Annotated in this window: 1 protein-coding gene; it reads right to left on the bottom strand. The window is 74.4% G+C overall.

What is annotated here, in order from left to right; genetic code table 11:
• Positions 1-24 precede the first annotated feature (24 nt).
• The gene (locus MUY22_RS27915) at positions 25-22,518 is read right to left on the bottom strand and encodes a type I polyketide synthase (RefSeq protein WP_247049345.1); all 22,494 of its coding nucleotides are present in this window, start codon (positions 22,516-22,518) and stop codon (positions 25-27) included.
• Positions 22,519-22,523: the final 5 nt, after the last annotated feature.

Below are 22,523 nucleotides of genomic sequence, written 5' to 3'. Positions count from 1 at the left end.
TCCCCAGTGGACGGTTCGTGCCCGTCATGACATCCCCAGCTCGTTGTCGATGAATTCGAGGAGTTCGTCCGCGCTCGCGTCGCTCAGCTGCTGCGCGGCGGTCACCTTCGGCTCGGCGGCGCGGCGGTCGTTCCAGCGCGCCAGCACCGCCTGCAGCCGGGCGGCGACCGCGCCGTGCAGATCGTCCACTCCGGACGGAACGTCGGCGGTGGCCAACGCCGTCTCCAGGCGTTCCAGCTCGTCCAGCAGCGACGCGCCGGTGTCCGGGGCCAGCCCGGCCAGCAGGTGCGCGGCCAGCGCCGACGGCGTCGGGTAGTCGAAGACCAGCGTCGCCGGCAACCGCAGCCCGGAGGCGGTGGCGAGCCGGTCGCGCAGTTCGACCGCGGTCAGCGAGTCGAACCCGAGCTCACGGAAGGCCCGGTTCGGGCCGACCTGCTCGACGCCGTCGGCGTGGCCCAGCACGGCCGCGGCCTCCCGCCGGATCGCCCCGGTCAGCGCGTCTTGGCGCTCGGACGCCGGAGCGTCCGCGAGCAACCGGCTGAAAGCGGTTTCGCCGACGACGACCGGTTCTTCCGCCGGGGCCATGGCTTTCGCCGCCTCCGGCACACCGGTCAGCAGCGGCCGCGCCCGGCTCACCGAGAACGCCGGGGCGAACCGCGCCCAGTCAACGTCGGCGACGGTGAGCTGCGGGTCGCCGTCCGCGAGGGCCTGGCCGAGCGCGGTGATCGCCGCGTCCGGCGCGATCGCGGGCAGGCCGCGGCGGCGGAGGTGCTCTTCGGGTGCGCCCTGCGCCATGCCGCCGTCGGCCCACGGGCCCCACGAAACGGCGGTGGCCGCCAGGCCCCGGGCGTGCCGGGACGCGGCGAGCGCGTCGAGGCTCGCGTTGGCCGCCGCGTAGGCCGGCTGGCCGCCGCTGCCCCAGATCCCCGAGATCGAGGAGAACAGCACGAACGCGTCGAGCGGGGTGTCGCCGAGCAGCTCGTCCAGGTGCCGCGCGCCGGCCACCTTCCCGGCCAGGACCTGCGCGAACAGCGCCGGCGTGACCTCGGGCAGCGGCACCGGGACGTCCAGCCCGGCGGCGTGCACGACGGCGTTGGGCGGGTACTCGGCGACCAGCTTCGCCACGGCGTCGCGGTCGGCGACGTCGCAGGCGACCACGCTCACCCGGGCGCCCAGCTCGGTGAGCCCGGCGGTCAGTTCGGCGGCGCCGGGCGCGTCCGCGCCCCGGCGGCTGGTCAGGACCAGGTGCTCGGCGCCGCTCTTCGCCAGCCACAGCGCGACCCGGGCACCGAGGGCGCCGGTGCCGCCGGTGACCAGCACCGTGCCGCGCGGGTTCCAGGTACCGGTGCCGGTGCGCGGCCGCCGTTCCAGCCGGCGGGCCAGCGTCCCGGACGACCGGATCACGACCTGGTCCTCCCCGTCGCGATCGCCTGCGAGCACCGCGGCCAGGCGGGTCGCCGCGCGCTCGTCGAACCGCTCGGGGATGTCGACCAGACCGCCCCAGCGCTGCGGGTACTCCAGTGCGACGACCCGGCCGAGGCCCCAGACCTGCGCCGGTTCCGGCCGGTCGACGCCGTCGCGGGTGACAATCCACAAGGGAGCGTCGAGTCCGATTTCGGCCAGGGCCTGGACGAGCGTGACCGTGCCGGCCACCGCTGTGGGCAGCACCGGGTGTTCCGAGTGCGCACCCTCGGCGGTACCCAGCAGCGAAAGCACCCCGGCGAAGTCGTGCCCGGCGGTGGCGAGCAGCAACTGGTCCGCGAATGCCCCGTGCGGGTCGACGTCGACGCCGACGACCTTCGCGCCGTGCGTCTCCAGCGCGTCGGTGACCGAGGTGGTGCGCTCGCCGACGACCAGCCACGTCCCCTTCAGCACCGGCGACGCGGTGGTCTCGAACGGGACCCAGCGGACGCCGTAGCGCCAAGAGTCCACGATGGACTGCTCTCGACGGCCTTCGTGCCACTCGGACAACGCGGGCAGCGCTTCTTGCAGCGCGTCCGCGGGGAACCCCGGCAGTGTCGACAAGTCACCCTGGCGCACGGCCGTCCAGAACTCGTCGTCGCCCGCGGAAGCCTTTTCCGGAGCGGGCGCGGCCGTGGGCCAGAAGCGGGCGTGCTGGAACGGGTAGGTCGGGAGGTCGACCCGGCGCGGCGTGGTGCCGGCGAAGACGACGTCCCAGTCCGGGGCGAACCCGCGGACGTAGAGCCGGGCCAGGGCGGCGGCGAACGCGTCGGCTTCGGGCCGGTCGCCGCGCAGGGCCGGCGTCACGACCGGGTCCTCGGTCACGCCGGTGAACGACTCGGCGGCCATCGCGCTGAGCACGCCGTCCGGGCCGATCTCGGTGAACGTCGTCGCGCCGGCCGTCTCCAGGGTGCGGACCGCGTCCGCGAACCGCACGGCCTCGCGGACCTGGCCGACCCAGTAGTCCGCGCCGAGTTCGGTCGCCGGCTCACCGGTCACTGTGGACACCAGCGGGATCCGCGGCGGTGCGAAGGTGACGCGTTCGGCGACGGCCCGGAACTCCGCCAGCATCGGGTCCATCCGCGGTGAGTGGAAGGCGTGGCTGACGGTGAGCCGCCGGGTCTTGCGCCCGGTGGCGCCGAACCCGGCGGCCAGGTCGAGCACAGCCTGCTCGTCGCCGGACACGACTGTCGCTTGTGGACCGTTGACCGCGGCGATCGCGACGCCGCCGGTGAGCAGCGGCACGACCTCGTCCTCGCTCGCCTGGATCGCGACCATCGCGCCACCGGACGGCAGGGCCTGCATCAGCCTGCCGCGGGCCGCCACCAGCGCGGCCGCGTCGGCGAGGTCGAACACCCCGGCGACGTGCGCGGCGGCCAGTTCGCCGATGGAGTGCCCGGCGACGAAGCCGGGCGTCACGCCGAAGCTTTCCAGGAGCCGGTACAGCGCGACTTCGAGGGCGAACAGCGCGGGCTGGGTGTAGCCGGTGTGGTCGAGCAGCGCCGCGTCGTCCGAGCCGGGCGCGGCGAAGACGACCGTCCGCAGTGGACGTTCCAGGTGCTGGTCGAGGTGCGCGCAGACGGCGTCGAACGCGGTCGCGAACGCCGGGTGCGCCGCGTACAGCTCCCGGCCCATCCCGGCGCGCTGCGCACCCTGCCCGGTGAACAGGAACGCCAGCGCCCCGTTGCCGACCGTGCCTTCGACGAGACCGGGCGCGGCCGCACCGGCGGCGAGCGCGGCCAGCGCGGCCAGCCGCGTCTCCTGGTCCGGTGCGACGATCATCGCGCGGTGCTCGTGCGCGCCGCGCCGGGTGGCGAGGGCGTGCGCGAGGTCCAGCGGATCGACGTCGGCGGCCAGTTCGGCAGCCCTGGCTCGCAGCGCCGGGGCACTGCGAGCGGACAGCACCCAGGGCAGGAGCGCTGGCCGCGTCTCCGAGCCAGTGGCCTCCTGCGTTTCGGGGGCCTGTTCGAGGATGATGTGGGCGTTGGTGCCGCTCATGCCGAACGACGACACCCCGGCGCGCCTTGGGCGATCCACCGACGGCCAGTCACGGGCCTCGGTCAGCAGCTCGACGGCACCGGCGTTCCAGTCCACTTGGGACGACGGCGCGTCGACGTGCAGCGTCTTCGGCAAGAGACCGTGCTGCATCGCCTGAACCATCTTGATGATGCCGCCGACGCCCGCGGCCGCTTGCGTGTGTCCGATGTTGGACTTCAACGACCCGAGCAGCAACGGCGTCTCGCGGTCCTGGCCGTAGGTGGCCAGCAGCGCCTGCGTCTCGATCGGGTCACCCAGCGTTGTGCCGGTGCCGTGGCCCTCGACCGCGTCGACGTCCGAAGTGGACAGACCGGCGCTGGTCAGCGCCTGGCGGATCACGCGTTGCTGCGCGGGTCCGTTGGGCGCGGTCAGGCCGTTGGACGCGCCGTCCTGGTTGATCGCACTCCCCCGCACGATCGCCAGGACCGGGTGGCCGTTGCGCTGCGCGTCGGACAACCGCTCCAGCAGGAGCATGCCGACGCCTTCACCCCAGCCCGTGCCGTCGGCGGCGTCGGCGAAGGCCTTGCAGCGGCCGTCCGCCGACAGCGCGCGCTGCCGCGAGAACTCGATGAACGTGCCCGGGGTCGCCATGACCAGGACACCGCCGGCCAGTGCGAGTTCGCACTCGCCCTGCCGCAGCGCCTGGGCCGCGAGGTGCACCGCGACCAGCGACGACGAGCACGCCGTGTCGACCGTCAGCGCCGGGCCCTCCAGGCCGAACGTGTAGGACAGCCGCCCGGAGACGACGCTCGCCGCGTTGCTGGTGGCGACGTACCCCTCGGTGTTCTCCGCCGCGCCGAACAGCAGCGCCGCGTAGTCCTGGCTGTTGGTGCCGGCGAACACGCCGGTCCGGCTGCCGCGGAACGCCTCGGGCGGGATGCCCGCGCGCTCGAACGCCTCCCACGACGTCTCCAGCAGCAGCCGCTGCTGCGGGTCCATGGCCAGTGCTTCACGCGGGCTGATGCCGAAGAACGCCGGATCGAAGTCCGCCGCGCCGTTCAGGAAGCCGCCTTCCTTGGCGTAGCTCGTCCCGGGTGCTTCCTGGCTCGGGTCGTATAGCGTGCCGAGGTCCCAGCCACGGTCGGCGGGGAACTCGGAGACGGCGTCGACGCCGTCGGCGACCAGGTGCCACAGGTCTTCCGGCGACCGCACGCCACCGGGGTAACGGCAGCTCATCGCCACGATGGCGATCGGGTCGTCGTCCACAGTGGACACGGCTTCCACGAGGGTGGTCGCCGTGTCGCCGACCAGATCCGCCCGCAGGCTCGCGGCCAGCGCGGTGGAGTTCGGGTGGTCGAAGACGAGAGTCGCAGGCAGCCGGACACCGGTCGCGGTCGCGAGCCGGTTGCGGAGTTCGACGGCGGTGAGCGAGTCGAACCCGAGGTCCTTGAACGCCCGGCCGGACTCGATCGCCGTGGCGCTGTCGTGGCCCAGCACCGCGGCCGCCTCGGCCCGGACCAGCGCGACGAGCGTCCGGTCCTGTTCGGCGCGGCCCATGCCGGCCAGCCGGGTGCGGAACGTGTCGTCGCCGGGCACCGGCCCGGCCTCGGCCGCGGCGAGGGCGGCCCGGGCCTCGGGCACGCCGTCGAGCAGCGGACGCGGGCGGACCGAGGCGAACGACGGCGCGAACCGCGTCCAGTCCACATCGGCCACGACCACGGCCGGATCCTGGTTCACCGCCTGGGCGAGCGCGGCGATCGCCGTCTCCGGCCGCATCGGCGTGACACCGCGGCGGCGCAGGTGGGCCGTCGCGTCACCGCGTGAGGCCATGCCGCCACCGGCCCACGGTCCCCAGGCGACGGCCGTGGCCGGCAGCCCGCGGTCGCGGCGTGACTGGGCGAGCGCGTCCAGGTAGGCGTTGGCGGCCGAGTAGGCGGCCTGCCCGCCCGCGCCCCACACGCCGGAGATCGAGGAGAAGAGGACGAACGCGTCCACGTCCCCGGCGAGGCTGTCCAGGTGGGCCGCGCCGAGGACCTTCGCAGACAGCACGTCGGCGAACGCCTCGGTGTCCACAGTGGTCAGATCGGTCGGCAAGTCGACACCTGCGGTGTGCACCACGGCGTCCACCGGGTGCTCGGCCAGCAGGGTCTTCACGGCGTCGCGGTCGGCGACGTCGCAGGCGGCGATCACGACGTCCACACCGGACTCGGCGAGTTCGTCGCGCAGCTGCGCGGCACCCGGCGCGTCGAGGCCGCGGCGGCTGGTCAGCACCAGCCGCTCGGCGCCGTTCCCGGCCGCCCAGCGGGCGACTTCCGCGCCCAGCGCACCGGTACCACCGGTGATCAGGACGGTCCCGCCCGGCGTCCACGACGTGGTGGCCGCCGGTCGCGGCGCCCGGACGAGGCGGCGCACGTAGACGCCGGAGCCGCGGACGGCGACCTGGTCCTCGTTGCCGCCGGTGAGGATCGCGGTGAGGCGGGCGCCGGTGCGCTCGTCGAAGTCCTCGGGCAGGTCGATCAGCCCGCCCCAGCGCTGGGGCAGTTCGAGCGCGGCGACGCGGCCGAGGCCCCAGACCATCGCCTGGGCCGCGTTGCGCAGTCGGTCGGCCCGGCCGGTCGACACAGCGCCGCTGGTGAGGACCCACAGCGGGGCGTCGACGCCTGCCTGGATCGCGGTCAGAGCAGCCTTCACGCTGCCCGGCATTGCGAGGTCACCGTCGTCCTCGGTCAGCACGGCCAGCACGCCCGCCACCTCGCCGACGCCGGCGAGCTGCGCGGCGAGAGTCTCGTCCAGGGTGATCCGGACGACGTCCGCACCGGCCCTGGTCACAGCGTCGGACACGGCGGTGTCGCCGTCGGAGACCAGCCAGGTGCCGGACAGCGTGGGCTCGCCGAGGTCCGTCCAGGGCTGCCAGGTCGTCCGGTAGCGCCAGCCGTCCACTGTGGACTCGGTGTGCTGCTGCCGTCGCCACGCCGACAGAGCGGGCAGGACTTCGCTGAACGGCTCGTCGCCGGTGAGGGCGAGGGCGCCGGTGAGGCGGCCGAGGTCGGCGTTCTCCACCGCGGTCCAGAACTCGCGCTCGGCTTCGGTCCCGGCCACCGGCTCGGCCGACGCCGCGGCCTCGGGCCAGAACCGACGGCGCCGGAACGCGTAGGTCGGCAGATCGACGTGGCCGCCACGGCCCCCGGCCACCGCCGTCCAGTCCGGCGAAACACCGTGGACGTGCGCGGTGGCGACGGCCGCGATGAGCGTGTCCTCCTCGGGCCGGTCACCCCGCAACGCCGGGGCGAACACCCCGCCGGCTACGCAGTCCTGGGCGAGTGCGGTCAGCACGCCGTCCGGGCCCAGCTCGAGGTACGTCGTGACCCCGGCCGCTTCGAGGGTCCGCATGCCGTCGACGAATCGCACGGCCTCGCGCACGTGCCGCACCCAGTACTCCGGGTCGGTCACCTCACCGGCGACGATCGGGATCCGCGGCGTGGCGAACGTCAGGGATCGGGCGACCGCACGGAACTCGTCCAGCATCGGGTCCATGAGCGGCGAGTGGAACGCGTGGCTGACCGTGAGGCGCTTGGTCTTGCGGTCTGCGAAGTGCGCCACCACAGCAAGCACCTCGGACTCGTCGCCGGAGATCACCGTCGAGGTCGGGCCGTTCAGGGCGGCGATGGTCACACGGTCAGACAGATATACCGAAACCTCGTCCTCGGTAGCCTGGATCGCGACCATCGCGCCACCGGTCGGCAGCGCCTGCATCAGGCGGCCCCGCGCGGCGACCAGCGTCACCGCGTCGGCCAGGGACAGCACACCAGAGACGTGGGCTGCGGCCAGCTCGCCGATCGAGTGGCCCACCAGGAAGTCCGGTCGCAGGCCCCAGTGCTCCAGCAACCGGAACAGGGCCACCTCGACCGCGAACAGCGCGGCCTGAGTGTAGACGGTCTGGTCGAGCAGAGCCGAGTCTTCGAAGATGACCGTCCGGAGTGGACGGTCGAGGTGCGTGTCGAACTCAGCGCACACCGCGTCCAGGGCGTCGGCTAAGACGGGGAACGCCGAGTACAGCTCTCGGCCCATCCCCGCTCGCTGACTCCCCTGGCCGGTGAACAGGAACGCCAGCCGGCCACCGGTCGCCGTGCCGGTGACGGCTCCGGCTTCACCGCTGCCGAGGGCGCCGAGGGCGGCCCGCAGTTCGTCGCGGCCGGTGGCCAGGAGCGCGGCGCGGGCGGGCAGCGCGGCCCGGGTGGTCGCCGACGCGACGGCCAGCTCGGCCGGCGTCACGTGCGGAGCGGCGTCCCAGTGCGCGAGCAACTGCCGGGCCTGCGCCCGGACGGCCTCGGCGTCGGTGCCCGACACCAGCAGCGGCACCCGGCCGATCGCCCGAGATTCCGGCGCGAAGTCCGGCGCCTGCTCGATGACGGCGTGCGCGTTGGTGCCGCTCATGCCGAACGACGACACCGCAGCTCGCCGCGGCCGATCGACCAAAGGCCAGTCGTGCGCCTCGGTCAGCAGCGACACCGCACCCGCGGTCCAGTCGACGTGCGGCGACGGCTCGTCGACGTGCAGCGTCTTCGGCAGCACGCCGTGACGCATCGCCTGGACCATCTTGATGATCCCGCCAACGCCAGCGGCCGCCTGCGTGTGGCCGATGTTGGACTTCAGCGAACCCAGCAACAAAGGCTCGGACCGGTCCTGCCCGTAGGTCGCGAGCAGTGCCTGGGCCTCGATCGGGTCGCCGAGCACCGTGCCGGTGCCGTGGGCCTCGACGGCGTCGACGTCCGAAGCAGCCAGACCGGCGTTGGCCAGCGCCTGCCGGATGACGCGCTGCTGGGCCGGGCCGCTGGGGGCGGTGAGGCCGTTGGACGCGCCGTCCTGGTTGATCGCGGTCCCGCGCACCAGCGCGAGCACCGGGTGGCCGTGGCGGCGCGCGTCGGACAGCCGCTCCAGCAGCAGCATGCCGGCGCCTTCGCCCCAGCCCGTGCCGTCGGCGGCCGCGGCGAACGCCTTGCAGCGGCCGTCCGGCGCGAGGCCCCGCTGCCGTGAGAACTCGACGAACGTGCCCGGGGTGGCCATCACCAGCGCCCCGCCGGCCAGGGCCAGCGAGCACTCGCCGTTGCGCAGGGCCTGCGCCGCGAGGTGCAGCGCCACCAGCGAAGACGAGCAGGCCGTGTCGACCGTGACGGCCGGGCCTTCGAGGCCGAAGGTGTAGGCGAGCCGGCCCGAGACGACGCTGGCGGAGTTGCCGGTCGCGACGTGCCCCTCGGCGCCCTGCGGCGCGGTCATCAGCAGCGCCGCGTAGTCCTGGCTGTTGGTGCCGGCGAAGACGCCGACCTCGGTGCCGCGCACCGCCTTCGGGTCGATGCCGGCGCGTTCGAACGCCTCCCAGGTGATCTCCAGCAGCAGCCGCTGCTGCGGGTCCATGCCGAGCGCTTCGCGCGGCGAGATGCCGAAGAAGTCGGCGTCGAACTCGGCCACGTCGTGTAAGAAGCCGCCTTCGCGGGCGTAAGACGTGCCTTCGCTCTCGGGGTCCGGGTCGTACAGCGCGTCGAGGTTCCAGCCGCGGTCGCCGGGCATTTCGGACACCGCGTCGCGGCCGTCGGCCACCAGCCGCCAGAGGTCCTCCGGCGAGCGGACGCCCCCGGGGTACCGGCAGCTCATGGCCACGATCGCGATCGGGTCGTCGGCGTCGCGCACGGTGCTGACCGCGGCCCGCGCAACGGCTTCCCCACCGAGCAGCAGCGTGACGAGGTGCGTGGTCAGGACGGCCGGCGTCGGGTGGTCGAACACGAGCGTCGCGGGCAGGCGCAGGCCCGTCGCGGTGCCCAGGGCGTTGCGCAGCTCGACCGCGGTGAGCGAGTCGAAACCCAGTTCTCGGAAGGCTTTCCCGGGTTCGACCTCGCCGACGCCGGTGTGGCCGAGCACCGCGGCCGCGTGCGTGCGCACCAGGTCCAGCAGCACCCGCTCGCGCTCGGCGTCGGCCATCCCGGCCAGCTGCCGGGCGAGCTCGGACGTCTCGGCAGGCTCTTCGTCGCCGGCCAGAGCGGCGGCGACCTCGGGGATGGTGTCGAGCAGCGGGCGCGGGCGGGCCGCGGCGAACGACGGCGCGAACCGCGCCCAGTCGACGTCGGCCACGACCAGCGCGGTCTCACCGGCGCCGACGGCCTGGGCGAGCGCGCGGACCGCGAGCGTCGCGGACATCGGCTCGAGACCACGGCGGCGCAGCTGGTCGGCGGCGTCGCCGCGCGAGGCCATGCCACCGCCGTCCCACGGGCCCCAGGCAACGGCGGTCGCGGTCAGACCGCGGTCGCGGCGGGACTGCGCCAGCGCGTCGAGGTAGGCGTTGGCCGCCGAGTACGCGCCCTGGCCGCCGGAACCCCAGGTCCCGGAGATCGAGGCGAAGAGGACGAACGCGTCCAGCTCGGTCTCGCCGAGCACGGCGTCGAGGTTCGCCGCGCCCGCGACCTTGGCGGCCAGGACGTCGGCGAACTCGGCCGTGTCACCGTCGGCCAGGGGCGTCGGGCGGTCGACACCGGCGGCGTGCACCACGGCGTCCACCGGATACTCGGCGATCAGGGCGGCGACGGCGTCGCGGTCAGTGACGTCGCAGGCGGCGATCACGACGTCGACGCCGAGTTCGTCGCGCAGGGCTTCGGCACCCGGCGCGGCGAGCCCGGAACGGCTGGTCAGGACGAGCCGCTCGGCCCCGTTTTCCGCGGCCCAGCGAGCGACCTGCGCGCCCAGGGCGCCGGTGCCGCCGGTGACGAGCACGGTCCCCCGTGGCGTCCAGAGGTCCGTTGCAGACTTGTCGGCGCGGACGAGACGGCGGACGTGGACGCCCGAGCCGCGGACGGCGACCTGGTCTTCGGCACCGGTGAGCACCCCGGCGAGGCGGGCGCCGGCCCGCTCGTCGAGCACCTCCGGCAGGTCGACGAGGCCACCCCAGCGCTGCGGCAGCTCCAGGCCGGCCACCCGGCCCAGGCCCCACGCGGCGGCTTGACCGGCGGCGCGGACGCGGTCGGCGCGTCCGGTCGAGACGGCGCCTTCGGTCGCCACCCACAGGGGCGCGGTGACGTCGGCGTCACCCAGCGCCCGCAGGACGTCCAGCAGCTGAGCGGACGCGGTGGCCGGGTCATCGGCGGTGACCAGCGAAAGTACCCCGGCGATCTCGCGTTCCCAGCCGGCACCGGCGATCTCGACGGCCAGGGATTCGCGGGCCGCGGGCTCGACGACGACGGTCTCCGCGCCGTAGCGGGCCAGCACCCCGGCCAGCGGGTGGCCGGCGGGGGCCAGCAGCAGCCAGGTGCCGGACAGCACCGGCGCGGGCAGGTCGGTCAGCGGCTGCCAGGTGATCCGGTACCGCCAGGAGTCCACTATGGACTTCTCCTGGCCGGACCGGCGCCAGTTCGCCAGTGCGGGCAGCAGGGTCTCGGCGTCGCGCTCGGTGATGGCGAGGGTCGTGGCGAGCGCGGCCGCGTCGTCGGCTTCGACGACGGTCCAGAACTCGGCGTCGTCCGAAGAGGTCTCGAACCCATTGGGCAGCTCGACTTCCGGCCAATAGCGCCGGTTCTGGAAAGCGTAGGTGGGCAGGTCGATCCGGCGGGCGCCGGCCAGGACCGTGGCCCAATCCGGGACGTGGCCGCGGACGTGCGCCTGGCCGAGGGCGTGGGCGAACGCCTGCTCCTCGGACCGGCCACTCCGCAGCACGGGCGCGAACACGGCGTCGGTGACGCAGTCCTGCCCCATCGCGGACAGCACTCCATCCGGGCCCAGCTCGAGGTACGTCGTGACGCCGGTCGCCTCCAGGGCGCGCATGGCGTCGGCGAACCGGACGGCCTCGCGGACGTGCCGCACCCAGTACCCGGGATCGGTGACGTCACCGGCGAGGATCGGGATCCGCGGCTCGGCGTAGGTCAGGGTCTCGGCGACCGCGCGGAACTCGTCCAGCATCGGGTCCATCAGCGGCGAGTGGAACGCGTGGCTCACCGTGAGCCGCTTGGTCTTGCGGTCCGCGAACTGCGCGGCCACGGCCAGCACCGCGGCCTCGTCACCCGAGATCACGGTCGAGGCCGGGCCGTTCAGGGCGGCGATGCTCACGCGCTCGGTCAGGTGCGGCGCGACCTCGTCCTCGGTCGCCTGGATCGCGACCATCGCCCCGCCGGTGGGCAGCGCCTGCATGAGCCGGCCCCGCGCGGCGACCAGCGTCACGGCGTCCGCCAGCGACAGGACCCCGGCGACGTGCGCCGCGGCCAGCTCGCCGACCGAGTGGCCCGCGAGGAAGTCGGGACGGAGACCGTAGTGCTCCACCAGCCGGAACAGGGCGACCTCGATCGCGAACAGCGCGGCCTGGGTGTACGCCGTCTGGTCCAGCAGCTCGGAGTCCCCGAAAAGGACGGTCCGCAGTGGACGGTCCAGGTGCGTGTCGAACTCCGCGCACACCGCGTCCAGCGCGTCGGCGAAAACCGGGTGCGTCGAGTACAGCTCACGGCCCATCCCGGCCCGCTGGCTGCCCTGGCCGGTGAACAGGAACGCCAGCCGGCCTTCCCCCGCGACGCCAGTCAGGGCCGACGGTTCGCCCGCGGCCAGAGCCGCCAGCCCGGCCAGCAGGGTCTCGCGGTCGGTACCCAGCACGGCCGCGCGGTGCGGCTGCCGCGACCGGGTCGTGGCCAGCGAATACGCGACGTCCGCGGGCTCCCAGCCGTCGGTGTCCAGGTGCGTCAGCAGCCGGGCGGCCTGCTCGCGCAGGGCCTCGGCGGTGTGCGCGGACAGCGTCCACGGCGCCATCGGCACCGAGACCACCGGTGCCTGGTCGGCGGGCGGCGCCTCCTCCAGCACCACGTGCGCGTTGGTGCCGCTCATGCCGAACGACGACACGGCGGCACGGCGCACGCGGCCCACCTCGGGCCACGGGCGGCCCTCGGTGACCAGCTCGACCGCTCCCGCCGTCCAGTCCACCTGGGACGACGGCGCGTCGACGTGCAGCGTCTTCGGCACGGTGCCGTGCTGCATCGCCAGGATCATCTTCATCATCCCGGCGACGCCCGCGGCGGCCTGCGTGTGCCCGATGTTCGACTTCAGCGAGCCCAGCAGCAGCGGCTCGCCGTCGCGGTCACGACCGTAGGTGGCCAGCACGGCCTGCGCCTCGATCGGATCGCCCAGCGTGGTGCCGGTGCCGTGCGCCTCGACGACGTCGACGTCCGAAGTGGACAGTCCGGCGGCGGCGAGGGCCTGGCGGATCACGCGTTGCTGGGCCGGGCCGTTGGGTGCGGTGAGGCCGTTGGACGCGCCGTCGGAGTTGATCGCCGAGCCCCGCAGGACCGCGAGGACCGGGTGGCCGTTGCGACGGGCGTCGGAAAGCCTTTCCAGCACCAGCATTCCGGCGCCTTCACCCCAGCCGGTACCGTCGGCCGCGTCGGCAAACGCCTTGCAGCGGCCGTCCGCGGCGAGGCCCCGCTGGCGCGAGAACTCGATGAACGTGCCGGGCGTGGCCATCACCAGCGCCCCGCCGGCCAGCGCCAGCGAGCACTCGCCGGCCCGCAGCGCCTGCGCGGCCCAGTGCACCGCGACCAGCGAAGACGAGCACGCGGTGTCGATCGTCGCGGCCGGGCCCTCCAGCCCGAAGGTGTAGGCGAGCCGGCCGGACACGACGCTCGCGGCGTTGCCGGTGGCGACGTACCCCTCGGCGTCCTGCCGCGCGACCATCAGCAGGGTCGCGTAGTCCTGGCTGTTCGAGCCGACGAACACACCGGTCCGGCTCCCCCGCAGGGACTCAACCGGGATGCCGGCCCGTTCGAACGCCTCCCACGACGTCTCCAGCAGCAGCCGCTGTTGCGGGTCCATCGAAAGCGCTTCACGCGGGCTGATGCCGAAGAACGCCGGGTCGAAGTCGCCCGCGTCGTGCAGGAAACCGCCGGTACGGGCGTAGGACGTGCCGGGGTGGGCCGGGTCCGGGTGGTAGAGCGCGCCGAGGTCCCAGCCGCGGTCGGCGGGGAACTCGGTCACCGCGTCGCCGCCGGAGACGACCAGGTCCCAGAGGTCTTCCGGGCTGCGCACGCCGCCGGGCAGACGGCAGCTCATGGCGACGACGACGATCGGGTCGTCGCCGGTCACCGTCACAACCGGCGTCTCGGGTCCATTGTGGACGGTACCGAACAGCTCCGCGTCGAGCTGTCGGGCGAGCGCCTCGGGGCTCGGGTGGTCGAAGGCGAGCGATGCGGGCAGCGCGAGCCCGGTCGCCGCGGTGAGGCGGTTGCGCAGGTCGACCGCGGTCAGCGAGTCGAAGCCGAGGTCGCGGAACGCGCGGGCCGCCGGCACCGCGGCGGTGGCGTCCGGGCCGGAGTGGCCGAGCGCGAGCGCGGCCTCCGCGCGGACGACATCGAGCAGAGCGCGCTCCCGTTCGGCGGGGGCGAGCGGCGCGAGGCGGGTGACGAGCGCGGGCCGGTCGCCGGCCGCCGGAGCGGTGTCGAGCGCGCGGACCTCGGGGAGGTCGCCGATCAGCGGCCGCGGCCGAGCCAGCCGGTAGCCGGGAGCGAACCGCGCCCAGTCGACGTCGACGACGACGACAGCGGCGTCGCCGCAGGTCAGGGCGGTGACGGCGAGTTCGGGCGCAAGCGCCGGCAGGCCACGGCGGCGCAGGTCGGCCTCGGCTTCGGCGCCGACCATGCCGCCCTCGGCCCACGGGCCCCAGGCGATCGCGGTCGCCGGGACGCCCCGGGCGCGCCGCTGCTCGGCGAGCGCGTCGAGGAAAGCGTTTGCGGCGGCGTAGGCGGCCTGGCCGCCACTCCCCCACACTCCCGCGATCGACGAGAAGAGCACAAAGGCGTCGACGTCCCCGGCGAGTTCGTCGAGGTTGGCCGCGCCGGCGACCTTGGCCTCGACGACGGCGGCGAGCCCGTCCCGCGTCAAGTCGGCGAGCCGCGCCGGGTCACCCGCGCCGGCCGCGTGCACGACGGCGTCCACCGGGTACTCCGCTAGCAGCGTGGCGAGCGCGTCGCGGTCGGCGACGTCGCAGGCCGCGACGACCACGTCCACACCGGACTCGGCGAGTTCGGCGCGCAGCTCGGCCGCGCCCGGCGCGTCCAGGCCGCGACGGCTGGTGAGCACCAGCCGGTCGACGCCCTCGGCGGCCAGGTGGCGGGCGACGTGGGCGCCGAGCGCGCCGGTGCCGCCGGTGACCAGCACGGTCCCGCGCGGCGTCCAGGCCGTGGTGGCGGGGGCGGCGTGCGTGAGGCGCCGGCCGAAGACGCCGGTGGCGCGGATCGCGACCTGGTCCTCGGTGCCGTCGGCCAGCACCCGGACGAACCGGGTGGCGGCGCGCTCGTCCAGCGTGGTGTCCAGGTCGATCAGGCCACCGCCGTGCTGCGGGTACTCCAGGCCGACGACGCGGCCGAAACCCCAGGTCATCGCCTGGGTGGCGCTGCGCGGCCGGTCGGCGCGGCCGGTGCCGACGGCGCCCGAGGTGACCAGCCACAGCGGGGCGGCGACCTCGTGCGCGGCCAGGGTCTGGACCAGGTCCAGCGTCGCGGCGAGGCCGTCCTGCTCGTCCAGCGAGAGCAGGGAGACGACACCGGCGACCGGGCCGTCGAGCGCCGTCGGGGTCAGCGGCTCGACCTCGGCGCCGTGCGCGGTGAGGGCGGCGGTGACGCCGAGGGTGTCGGGGCCGGCCAGCAGCCAGCGGCCAGGCAGCTCCGGGGTCGTGTCCGACGGCACCGGCAGCCACTCGATCCGGTAACGCCAGGAGTCCACAGTGGACCTTTCCTGGCCGCGGCGGCGGTAGCCGGCGAGCGCGGGCAGGACGTCGGCGAGCGAACCGGCGGGCAGGTTCAGGGTCGCGGCGAGCGCGTCCGCGTCGCCGGTTTCGACGGCCTGCCAGAACCCGGCGTCTTCGCTGCCCGAAACCTGGGCGGTGGCGGGTTCGGGCCAGAACGTCGTGTGCTCGAACGGGTAGGTGGGCAGGTCGATCCGGCGGACGTCGGCGCCCGCGAACAGCCCGGCCCAGTCGATCTTCGCGCCGTGGGCGTACGCGGTGGCCAGCGCGGTGGCGACGGTGTCGCGCTCCGGGCGGCCGGACCGCAGCAGCGGCGCGAAGGTGCCGTCGGCGACGCAGTCCTGGCCCATGGCGGACAGCACGCCGTCCGGGCCCAGTTCGAGGAACGTCGTGACGCCGTGGTCCGCCAGGGTGCGCATCCCGTCGGCGAACCGGACGGCGTCACGCACGTGCCGGACCCAGTACTCCGGGTCGGTGACGTCACCGGCGATGATCGGGATCCGCGGCGCCGCGAACGTCAGGGACTGGGCGACCGCGCGGAACGCGTCCAGCATCGGGTCCATCAGCGGCGAGTGGAACGCGTGGCTCACGGTCAGGCGCTTGGTCTTGCGGTCCGCGAAGTGCGCGGCGACGGTCAGCACGGCGTCCTCGTCGCCGGAGACGACTGTCGCATCAGGACCGTTGAGCGCGGCGATGCTCACGCGCTCGGTCAGGTGCGGGGTGACCTCGTCTTCGGTCGCTTGGATCGCGACCATCGCACCACCCGACGGCAACGCCTGCATCAGGCGGCCCCGGGCGGCGACCAGCGTCACCGCGTCCGTCAGCGAGAGGACCCCGGCGACGTGCGCCGCGGCCAGCTCGCCGATCGAGTGCCCGGCCAGGAAGTCCGGCCGCAGGCCCCAGGATTCGACCAGGCGGAACAAAGCCACCTCGACCGCGAACAGCGCGGCCTGGGTGTATGCGGTCTGGTCCAGCAGCTCGGAATCTTCGGACAAGATCGTCTGCAGTGGACGGTCGAGGTGCGTGTCGAACTCCGCGCACACCGCGTCGAGCGCGTCGGCGAAGACCGGGTGGGTTGCGTACAGCTCACGGCCCATCCCGGCTCGCTGGCTGCCCTGCCCGGTGAACAGGAACGCCAGCCCGCCGCTCGCTTCGCCGCGGACGAGAGCGGCGTCGGACCGGTCCTCGGCCAGCGCGCGCAGGCCGCGCTCGACGTCCTCGGCGGTCTCACCCGTGACGACCGCGCGGTGGTCGAGCGCCGCCCGTGAGGTGGCCAGGGAGTAGGCGAGGTCACCCAGGTCGGCGTCGACGGTCAGTGCCGCCGCCTGCGCCCGCAGCGCGTCCGGCGTGCGTGCGGACAGCACGACCGGCGCCAGCGAGGGCCGCGCGCCGCGTTCCGGAGCCGGTTCGGTCGAAGGAGCCTGCTCGATGATCGTGTGCGCGTTGGTCCCGCCGACCCCGAACGACGACACGCCGGCGCGGCGCGGACGTCCGGTCTCGGGCCAGGCCCGCGGCTCGGTCAGCAGCTCGACCGCACCGGACGTCCAGTCCACGTGCGGGGTCGGCTCGTCGACGTGCAGTGTGCGCGGCAGGACGCCGTGCCGCATCGCGAGGACCGTCTTGATCACGCCGCCGACCCCGGCGGCGGCCTGGGTGTGCCCGATGTTCGACTTCAGCGAGCCCAGCCACAGCGGTTCGCCGTCGCGGTCGCGGCCGTAGGTGGCCAGCAGGGCCTGCGCCTCGATCGGGTCGCCGAGGACGGTGCCGGTGCCGTGCGCCTCCACGGTGTCCACATCGGACGTCGTGAGCCCGGCGGCGCCGAGCGCCTGGCGGATGACGTTCTGCTGGGCCGGGCCGTTGGGTGCGGTGAGGCCGTTGGACGTGCCGTCGGAGTTGACCGCGCTGCCCGCGACGAGCGCGAGGACCGGGTGGCCGTTGCGCTGCGCGTCGGAAAGCCTTTCCAGCAACAGGAGTCCGGCGCCCTCGCCCCAGCCGGTGCCGTCGGCCGCGGCGGCGAAGGACTTGCAACGGCCGTCGGCCGCCAGGCCGCGCTGACGGGAGAACTCGGCGAACGCGGTCGGCGTGGTCATCACGGTGACGCCGCCGGCCAGCGCCAGCTCGCACTCGCCGTTGCGCAGCGCCTGCGCGGCGAGGTGCAGCGCGACCAGCGACGACGAGCACGCCGTGTCGACGGTCAGCGCGGGGCCTTCGAGGCCGAACGTGTAGGCCAGCCGGCCGGAGACGACGGCGGCGGCGTTGCCGGTGGCGAGGTAACCCTCGCCGGCGTTCCCGGAGCGCATCAGGAGGGCCGCGTAGTCCTGGCCGTTCGAGCCGACGAACACGCCGGACCGGCTGCCGCGGACCGAACGCGGGTCGATGCCCGCGCGCTCGAACGCCTCCCAGGCGGTCTCCAGCAGCACACGCTGCTGCGGGTCCATGGCCAGCGCTTCACGCGGCGAGATGCCGAAGAAGGCCGCGTCGAACCCGCCGACCGCGGGCAGGAAGCCGCCTTCGCGGGTGTAGCTGGTGCCCGGGTTGTCCGGGTCGGGGTCGTACAGCGCGTCGAGGTCCCAGCCGCGGTCGGCCGGGAACGGGCCGATGCCGTCGAGGCCACCTTCCACCAGGCGCCAGAGGTCCTCGGGCGAGGTGACGCCGCCGGGGTACCGGCAGCTCATCGCCACGATGGCGATCGGGTCGTCCACAGTGGACGTGGTGACGGTGGTCGCCACCGGCGCGTCGCCGATCAGCTCGGCGTGCAGGTGCGCGGCGAGCAGTTCCGGCGTCGGACGGTCGAACACCAGCGACGCGGGCAGGTTCAGCCCGGTCTCGGTGGCCAGCAGGTCGCGCAGCTCGACCGCGGTGAGCGAGTCGAAACCGAGGTCGGCCAGCGGGCGGTCGTCGCGCACGTCAGCGACCGAGGTGAACCCGAGCACGGCGGCGACGCCGGCGCGGACGATCCCGGCGAGCACGCCGAGAGCGTCCTTTTCGGATGGTTGCGCGGCGAGCCGCGCGCGCAGTTCGGCACCCGCCCCGGACTCGGTACGGGCGGGCCCGCCCGTCAGCGCGGCGACCGCTTCGGGCAGCTCGTCGAGCAGCGGACGCGGACGCGCCGCGGCGAACCCGGGTGCGAAGGCAGCCCAGGTCACGTCGGCGACGGTCACCGTGGTCTCGTCACCGTCGAGCGCCCCGGCCAGCGCGGCGAGCGCCGGCTCGGTGGCCATCGGCGGCAGGCCGCGGCGGCGCAGCTGCTGCTCGCCGTCACCCTCGACCATGCCGCCCCCGGCCCACGGGCCCCAGGCGATCGCGGTCGCGGTCAGCCCGCGTGAACGGCGCTGCTCGGCCAGGGCGTCCAGGTGGGCGTTGGCCGCCGCGTACGCGGCCTGCCCGCCACTCCCCCAGACTCCGGCGATCGAGGAGAACAGGACGAAGGCGTCGACGTCGCCGACGAGTTCGTCGAGGTGAGCCGCGCCGAGCACCTTGGCACGCAACAGTTCCGCGAACGCCGTAAGGGACGTCTCGTGCAACGGCGCCGAGCCGGTCGCGCCGGCGGCGTGGAACACCGACGTCACCGGGTGTTCGGCGAGCAGCGCGGCCAGAGCGTCGCGGTCGGCGACGTCACACGCCGCGACGACGACGTCCGCACCGAGCGCGGTGAGTTCGTCGCGCAGCTCGGCCGCGCCCGGGGCGTCGAGGCCACGACGGCCGGTCAGCACCAGGCGTTCCGCGCCGGTGGCGGCGAGGCGGCGGGCGACCTGCGCGCCGAGGGCGCCGGTGCCGCCGGTGATCAGGACGGTGCCGCGCGGGGCCCAGGACCGCACCGGCGTCGCCGGGGCCCGGACCAGACGGCGGGCGAACACCCCGCTGGCGCGCACGGCGACCTGGTCTTCGCCGGCGTCGGCGAGCACCGCGGCCAGCCGGGCGCCGGCGCGGGCGTCGAGTTCGGCCGGGAGGTCGACGAGCCCGCCCCAGCGGCCGGGCTCCTCCAGGCCGAGCACCCGGCCGAGGCCCCAGACCTGCGCTTGAGCCGGGGAGACGGCCCGGTCGGCGCGCCCGGTGGCGACCGCGCCGGAGGTGGCGAGCCAGATCGGCGCGGTCATGCCGAGGGCTTGGATCAGCTCGATCGTGGCGGTCAGGCCCGTGGTCAGGCCGGGGTGGGTGGGGTCGGGGGTCTCGTCGAGGGCAAGCAGGGAGAGCACCCCGGCGAGTGGTTCGTCGGCGAGATCGCTGGCCAGATCGCTCGCGTCGGCGAGGTTGCCGGGCAGTTCACTCGCGTCGGCGATCCAGCGGACCCGCGCGCCGTGTGTGGCCAGGGCCTCGACGGCCGAGTCGGTGAGTGGGCCGGGCGGGCCGACGACCAGCCAGGTGCCGGACAGTTCGGCGGTCGCGGTCGGCTTGGGGGTCCAGGAGATCCGGTATCGCCAGCCATCCACAGTGGATTCTTCGCGGCGGCGATCGCGCCACGACGCCAGTGCGGGCAGGACCTCGCCCAGCGACGACGCCAAGTCCGCGTTGCCCGGGTCGATCGTGGCGGCGAGCGCGGCCGGGTCGCCGCTCTCGACGGCCTGCCAGAAGCCGGAGTCCTCGGTGGTGGCGGCCGGCGTGGAGGAGCTCGGCTCGATCCAGTAGTGCTCCCGCTGGAACGGGTAGGTCGGCAGCTCGACCCGCCGGGCACCCTCGAACAGCACCGGCCAGTTCACGGCGACCCCGTGCACGTGGACGGCGGCGAGCGCGGCCAGCGCCGAGCCGGGCTCGGGACGGCCGGCCCGCAGCACGGCGGCGAACACCGCGTCCGGGCCGGCGGACTCGCGGCCCAGCGCGGACAGCACGCCGTCCGGGCCCAGCTCGAGGAACGTCGTGACGCCCTTCGCGGTCAGCGTGCGCATGCCGTCGGCGAACCGGACGGCCTCACGCACGTGCCGCACCCAGTACTCCGGGTCGGCCAGCTCGGCCGCGGTGGCCGGGGCGCCGGTGACGTTCGAGACAATCGGTATAACCGTCTTACCGTAAGACAGAGACTCCGCTACACCGCGGAACTCTGCCAGCATCGGATCCATCAACGGCGAGTGGAAAGCGTGGCTCACAACCAGCCGCTTCGTCTTGCGGCCCAGGTCGGCGAACTGCGCCGCGACCGCCAGCACCGCGTCCTCGTCACCCGAGATGACCGTCGAATCCGGGCCGTTCACCGCCGCAACGGTCACACGGTCAGACAGATATACCGAAACCTCGACCTCGGTCGCTTGCAGAGCCACCATCGCGCCACCCGAAGGGAGCGCCTGCATCAGCCGGCCGCGCGCGGCGACCAACGTGACGGCGTCCGTCAGGGACCAGACCCCGGCGACGTGGGCGGCGGCCAGCTCGCCGATCGAGTGGCCGACCAGGAAGTCCGGCGTGACGCCGAAGTGCGCCAGCAGCCGGAACAGCGCCACCTCGAGGGTGAACAGCGCGGCCTGGGTGTACTCGGTCCGTTCGAGCAGACCGGTTTCGTCGAACAGGACTGTCTTGAGTGGACTGTCCAAGTGGGACTCGAACGCGGCGCAGATCTCGTCGACCGCGGCCGCGAACTCCGGGAACGCGGCGTACAGCTCGCGCCCGGCACCGGCCCGCTGGCTGCCCTGGCCGGTGAACAGGAACGCCAAGCGGCCACGCACGGCCGTGACCCCGCGGACCAACCCCGGCGCGGCGGTGTCGCCCGCCAATGCGGTGAGGCCGGTGAGCAGCGCGTCACGGTCGTCAGCGAGCAGGACGGCCCGGTGTTCCAGGGAGGAGCGACCGGCCGCAGCCGAGAACGCGACGTCAGCGAGCCCCAGCTCGGGGCGCGCGGTCAGGTGGGTGACGAAGTCCCCGGCGAGTGCGCGCAGGGCCTCCGCGCTGCGGGCGGAAACCAGCACCGGCAGCGGCGACGGCCGCGGGCGCGGCGGGATGACGACGACCTCGGCGTCCTCGGACTCCGAAGCGACCGGAGCGGGCGGCGCCTCTTCCAGGATCGCGTGCGCGTTGGTCCCGCTGATCCCGAAACCGGACACCGCGGCCCGCCGGGGACGTCCGGTCTCCGGCCAGTCGCGTTCCTCGGTGAGCAGCTCGACCGCGCCCGAAGCCCAGTCGACGTGCGGGGTCGGCTCGTCGACGTGCAGGGTGCGCGGCATCTTCGCGTGCCGCAGCGCCTCGACCAGCTTGATCACGCCGCCGACACCGGCCGCCGCCTGGGCGTGGCCCAGGTTCGACTTCAGCGAGCCGAGCCACAGCGGCAGCCCCGGCTCGCGCTCCTGGCCGTAGGTGGCGAGCAGCGCCTGCGCCTCGATCGGGTCGCCCAGCTTCGTGCCGGTGCCGTGCGCTTCGAGCAGGTCGACGTGCGCGGCGGACAGCCGCGCGTTGGCCAGCGCCTGGCGGATGACCCGGCGCTGGGAGGGGCCGTGCGGGGCGGTCAGGCCGTTGGACGCGCCGTCGGAGTTCACCGCGGTGCCGCGTACGACGGCGAGGACGTCGTGGCCGTTGCGGCGGGCATCGGAAAGCGTTTCCAGCAGCAGGACGCCGGCGCCCTCGGCCCAGCCGGTGCCGTCGGCCGCGGCGGCGAACGCCTTGCAGCGCCCGTCCGGAGAAAGCCCTTGCTGGCTGTCGAAGGCGACGAACGTGCCCTGGTGCGCCATCACGGTCACGCCGCCGGCCAGCGCCATCGAGCACTCGCCGGTGCGCAGCGCGTGCACCGCCAAGTGCAGCGACACCAGCGAAGACGAGCACGCGGTGTCCACCGTGACCGCCGGGCCCTCCAGCCCGAAGGTGTAGGCCAGCCGGCCCGAGACGACGCTGGTCGCGTTGCCGGTGAGCAGGTGCCCCGCGAGCCCCGCCAGCTCCGCGCCGCTGCCCGCGCCGTACTGCGAAGACGCCGCGCCGATGAAGACGCCGGTGTCCGAGCCGCGGACGGCGTCCGCCGGGATGCCCGCCCGCTCGAACACCTCCCACGCGACCTCGAGCAGGACACGCTGCTGCGGGTCGACGGCCAGCGCCTCGCGCGGGCTGATGCCGAAGAACCCGGCGTCGAACTTCGGCGCGTCGTAAAGGAATCCGCCCTGCGGCACCCGCCCGCCGGGACCGGGCTCGAGCTGCCAGCCGCGGTCGCCGGGGAAGTCCGCGATCGCGTCGCCGCCCGTCGTGACCAGCTCCCACAGGTCCTCCGGGCTGCGCACCCCACCCGGGAAGCGGCAGCTCGACGCGACGATGGCGATCGGCTCGGTGTCCCGCTCCTCGACGTCGCGCAGCTGCCGGCGGGCGGTGCGCAGGTCGGCCGTGAGCCGCTTCAAGTACTCGAGGTACTTGCTTTCGTCAGGCATTCGAA

Origin of the sequence: Amycolatopsis sp. WQ 127309 (assembly GCF_023023025.1) — a bacterium.
GTDB lineage: Bacteria > Actinomycetota > Actinomycetes > Mycobacteriales > Pseudonocardiaceae > Amycolatopsis.
The sequence above is the reverse complement of the archived record's forward strand: the minus strand, read 5'-3'. Positions and strand labels throughout refer to the sequence as shown.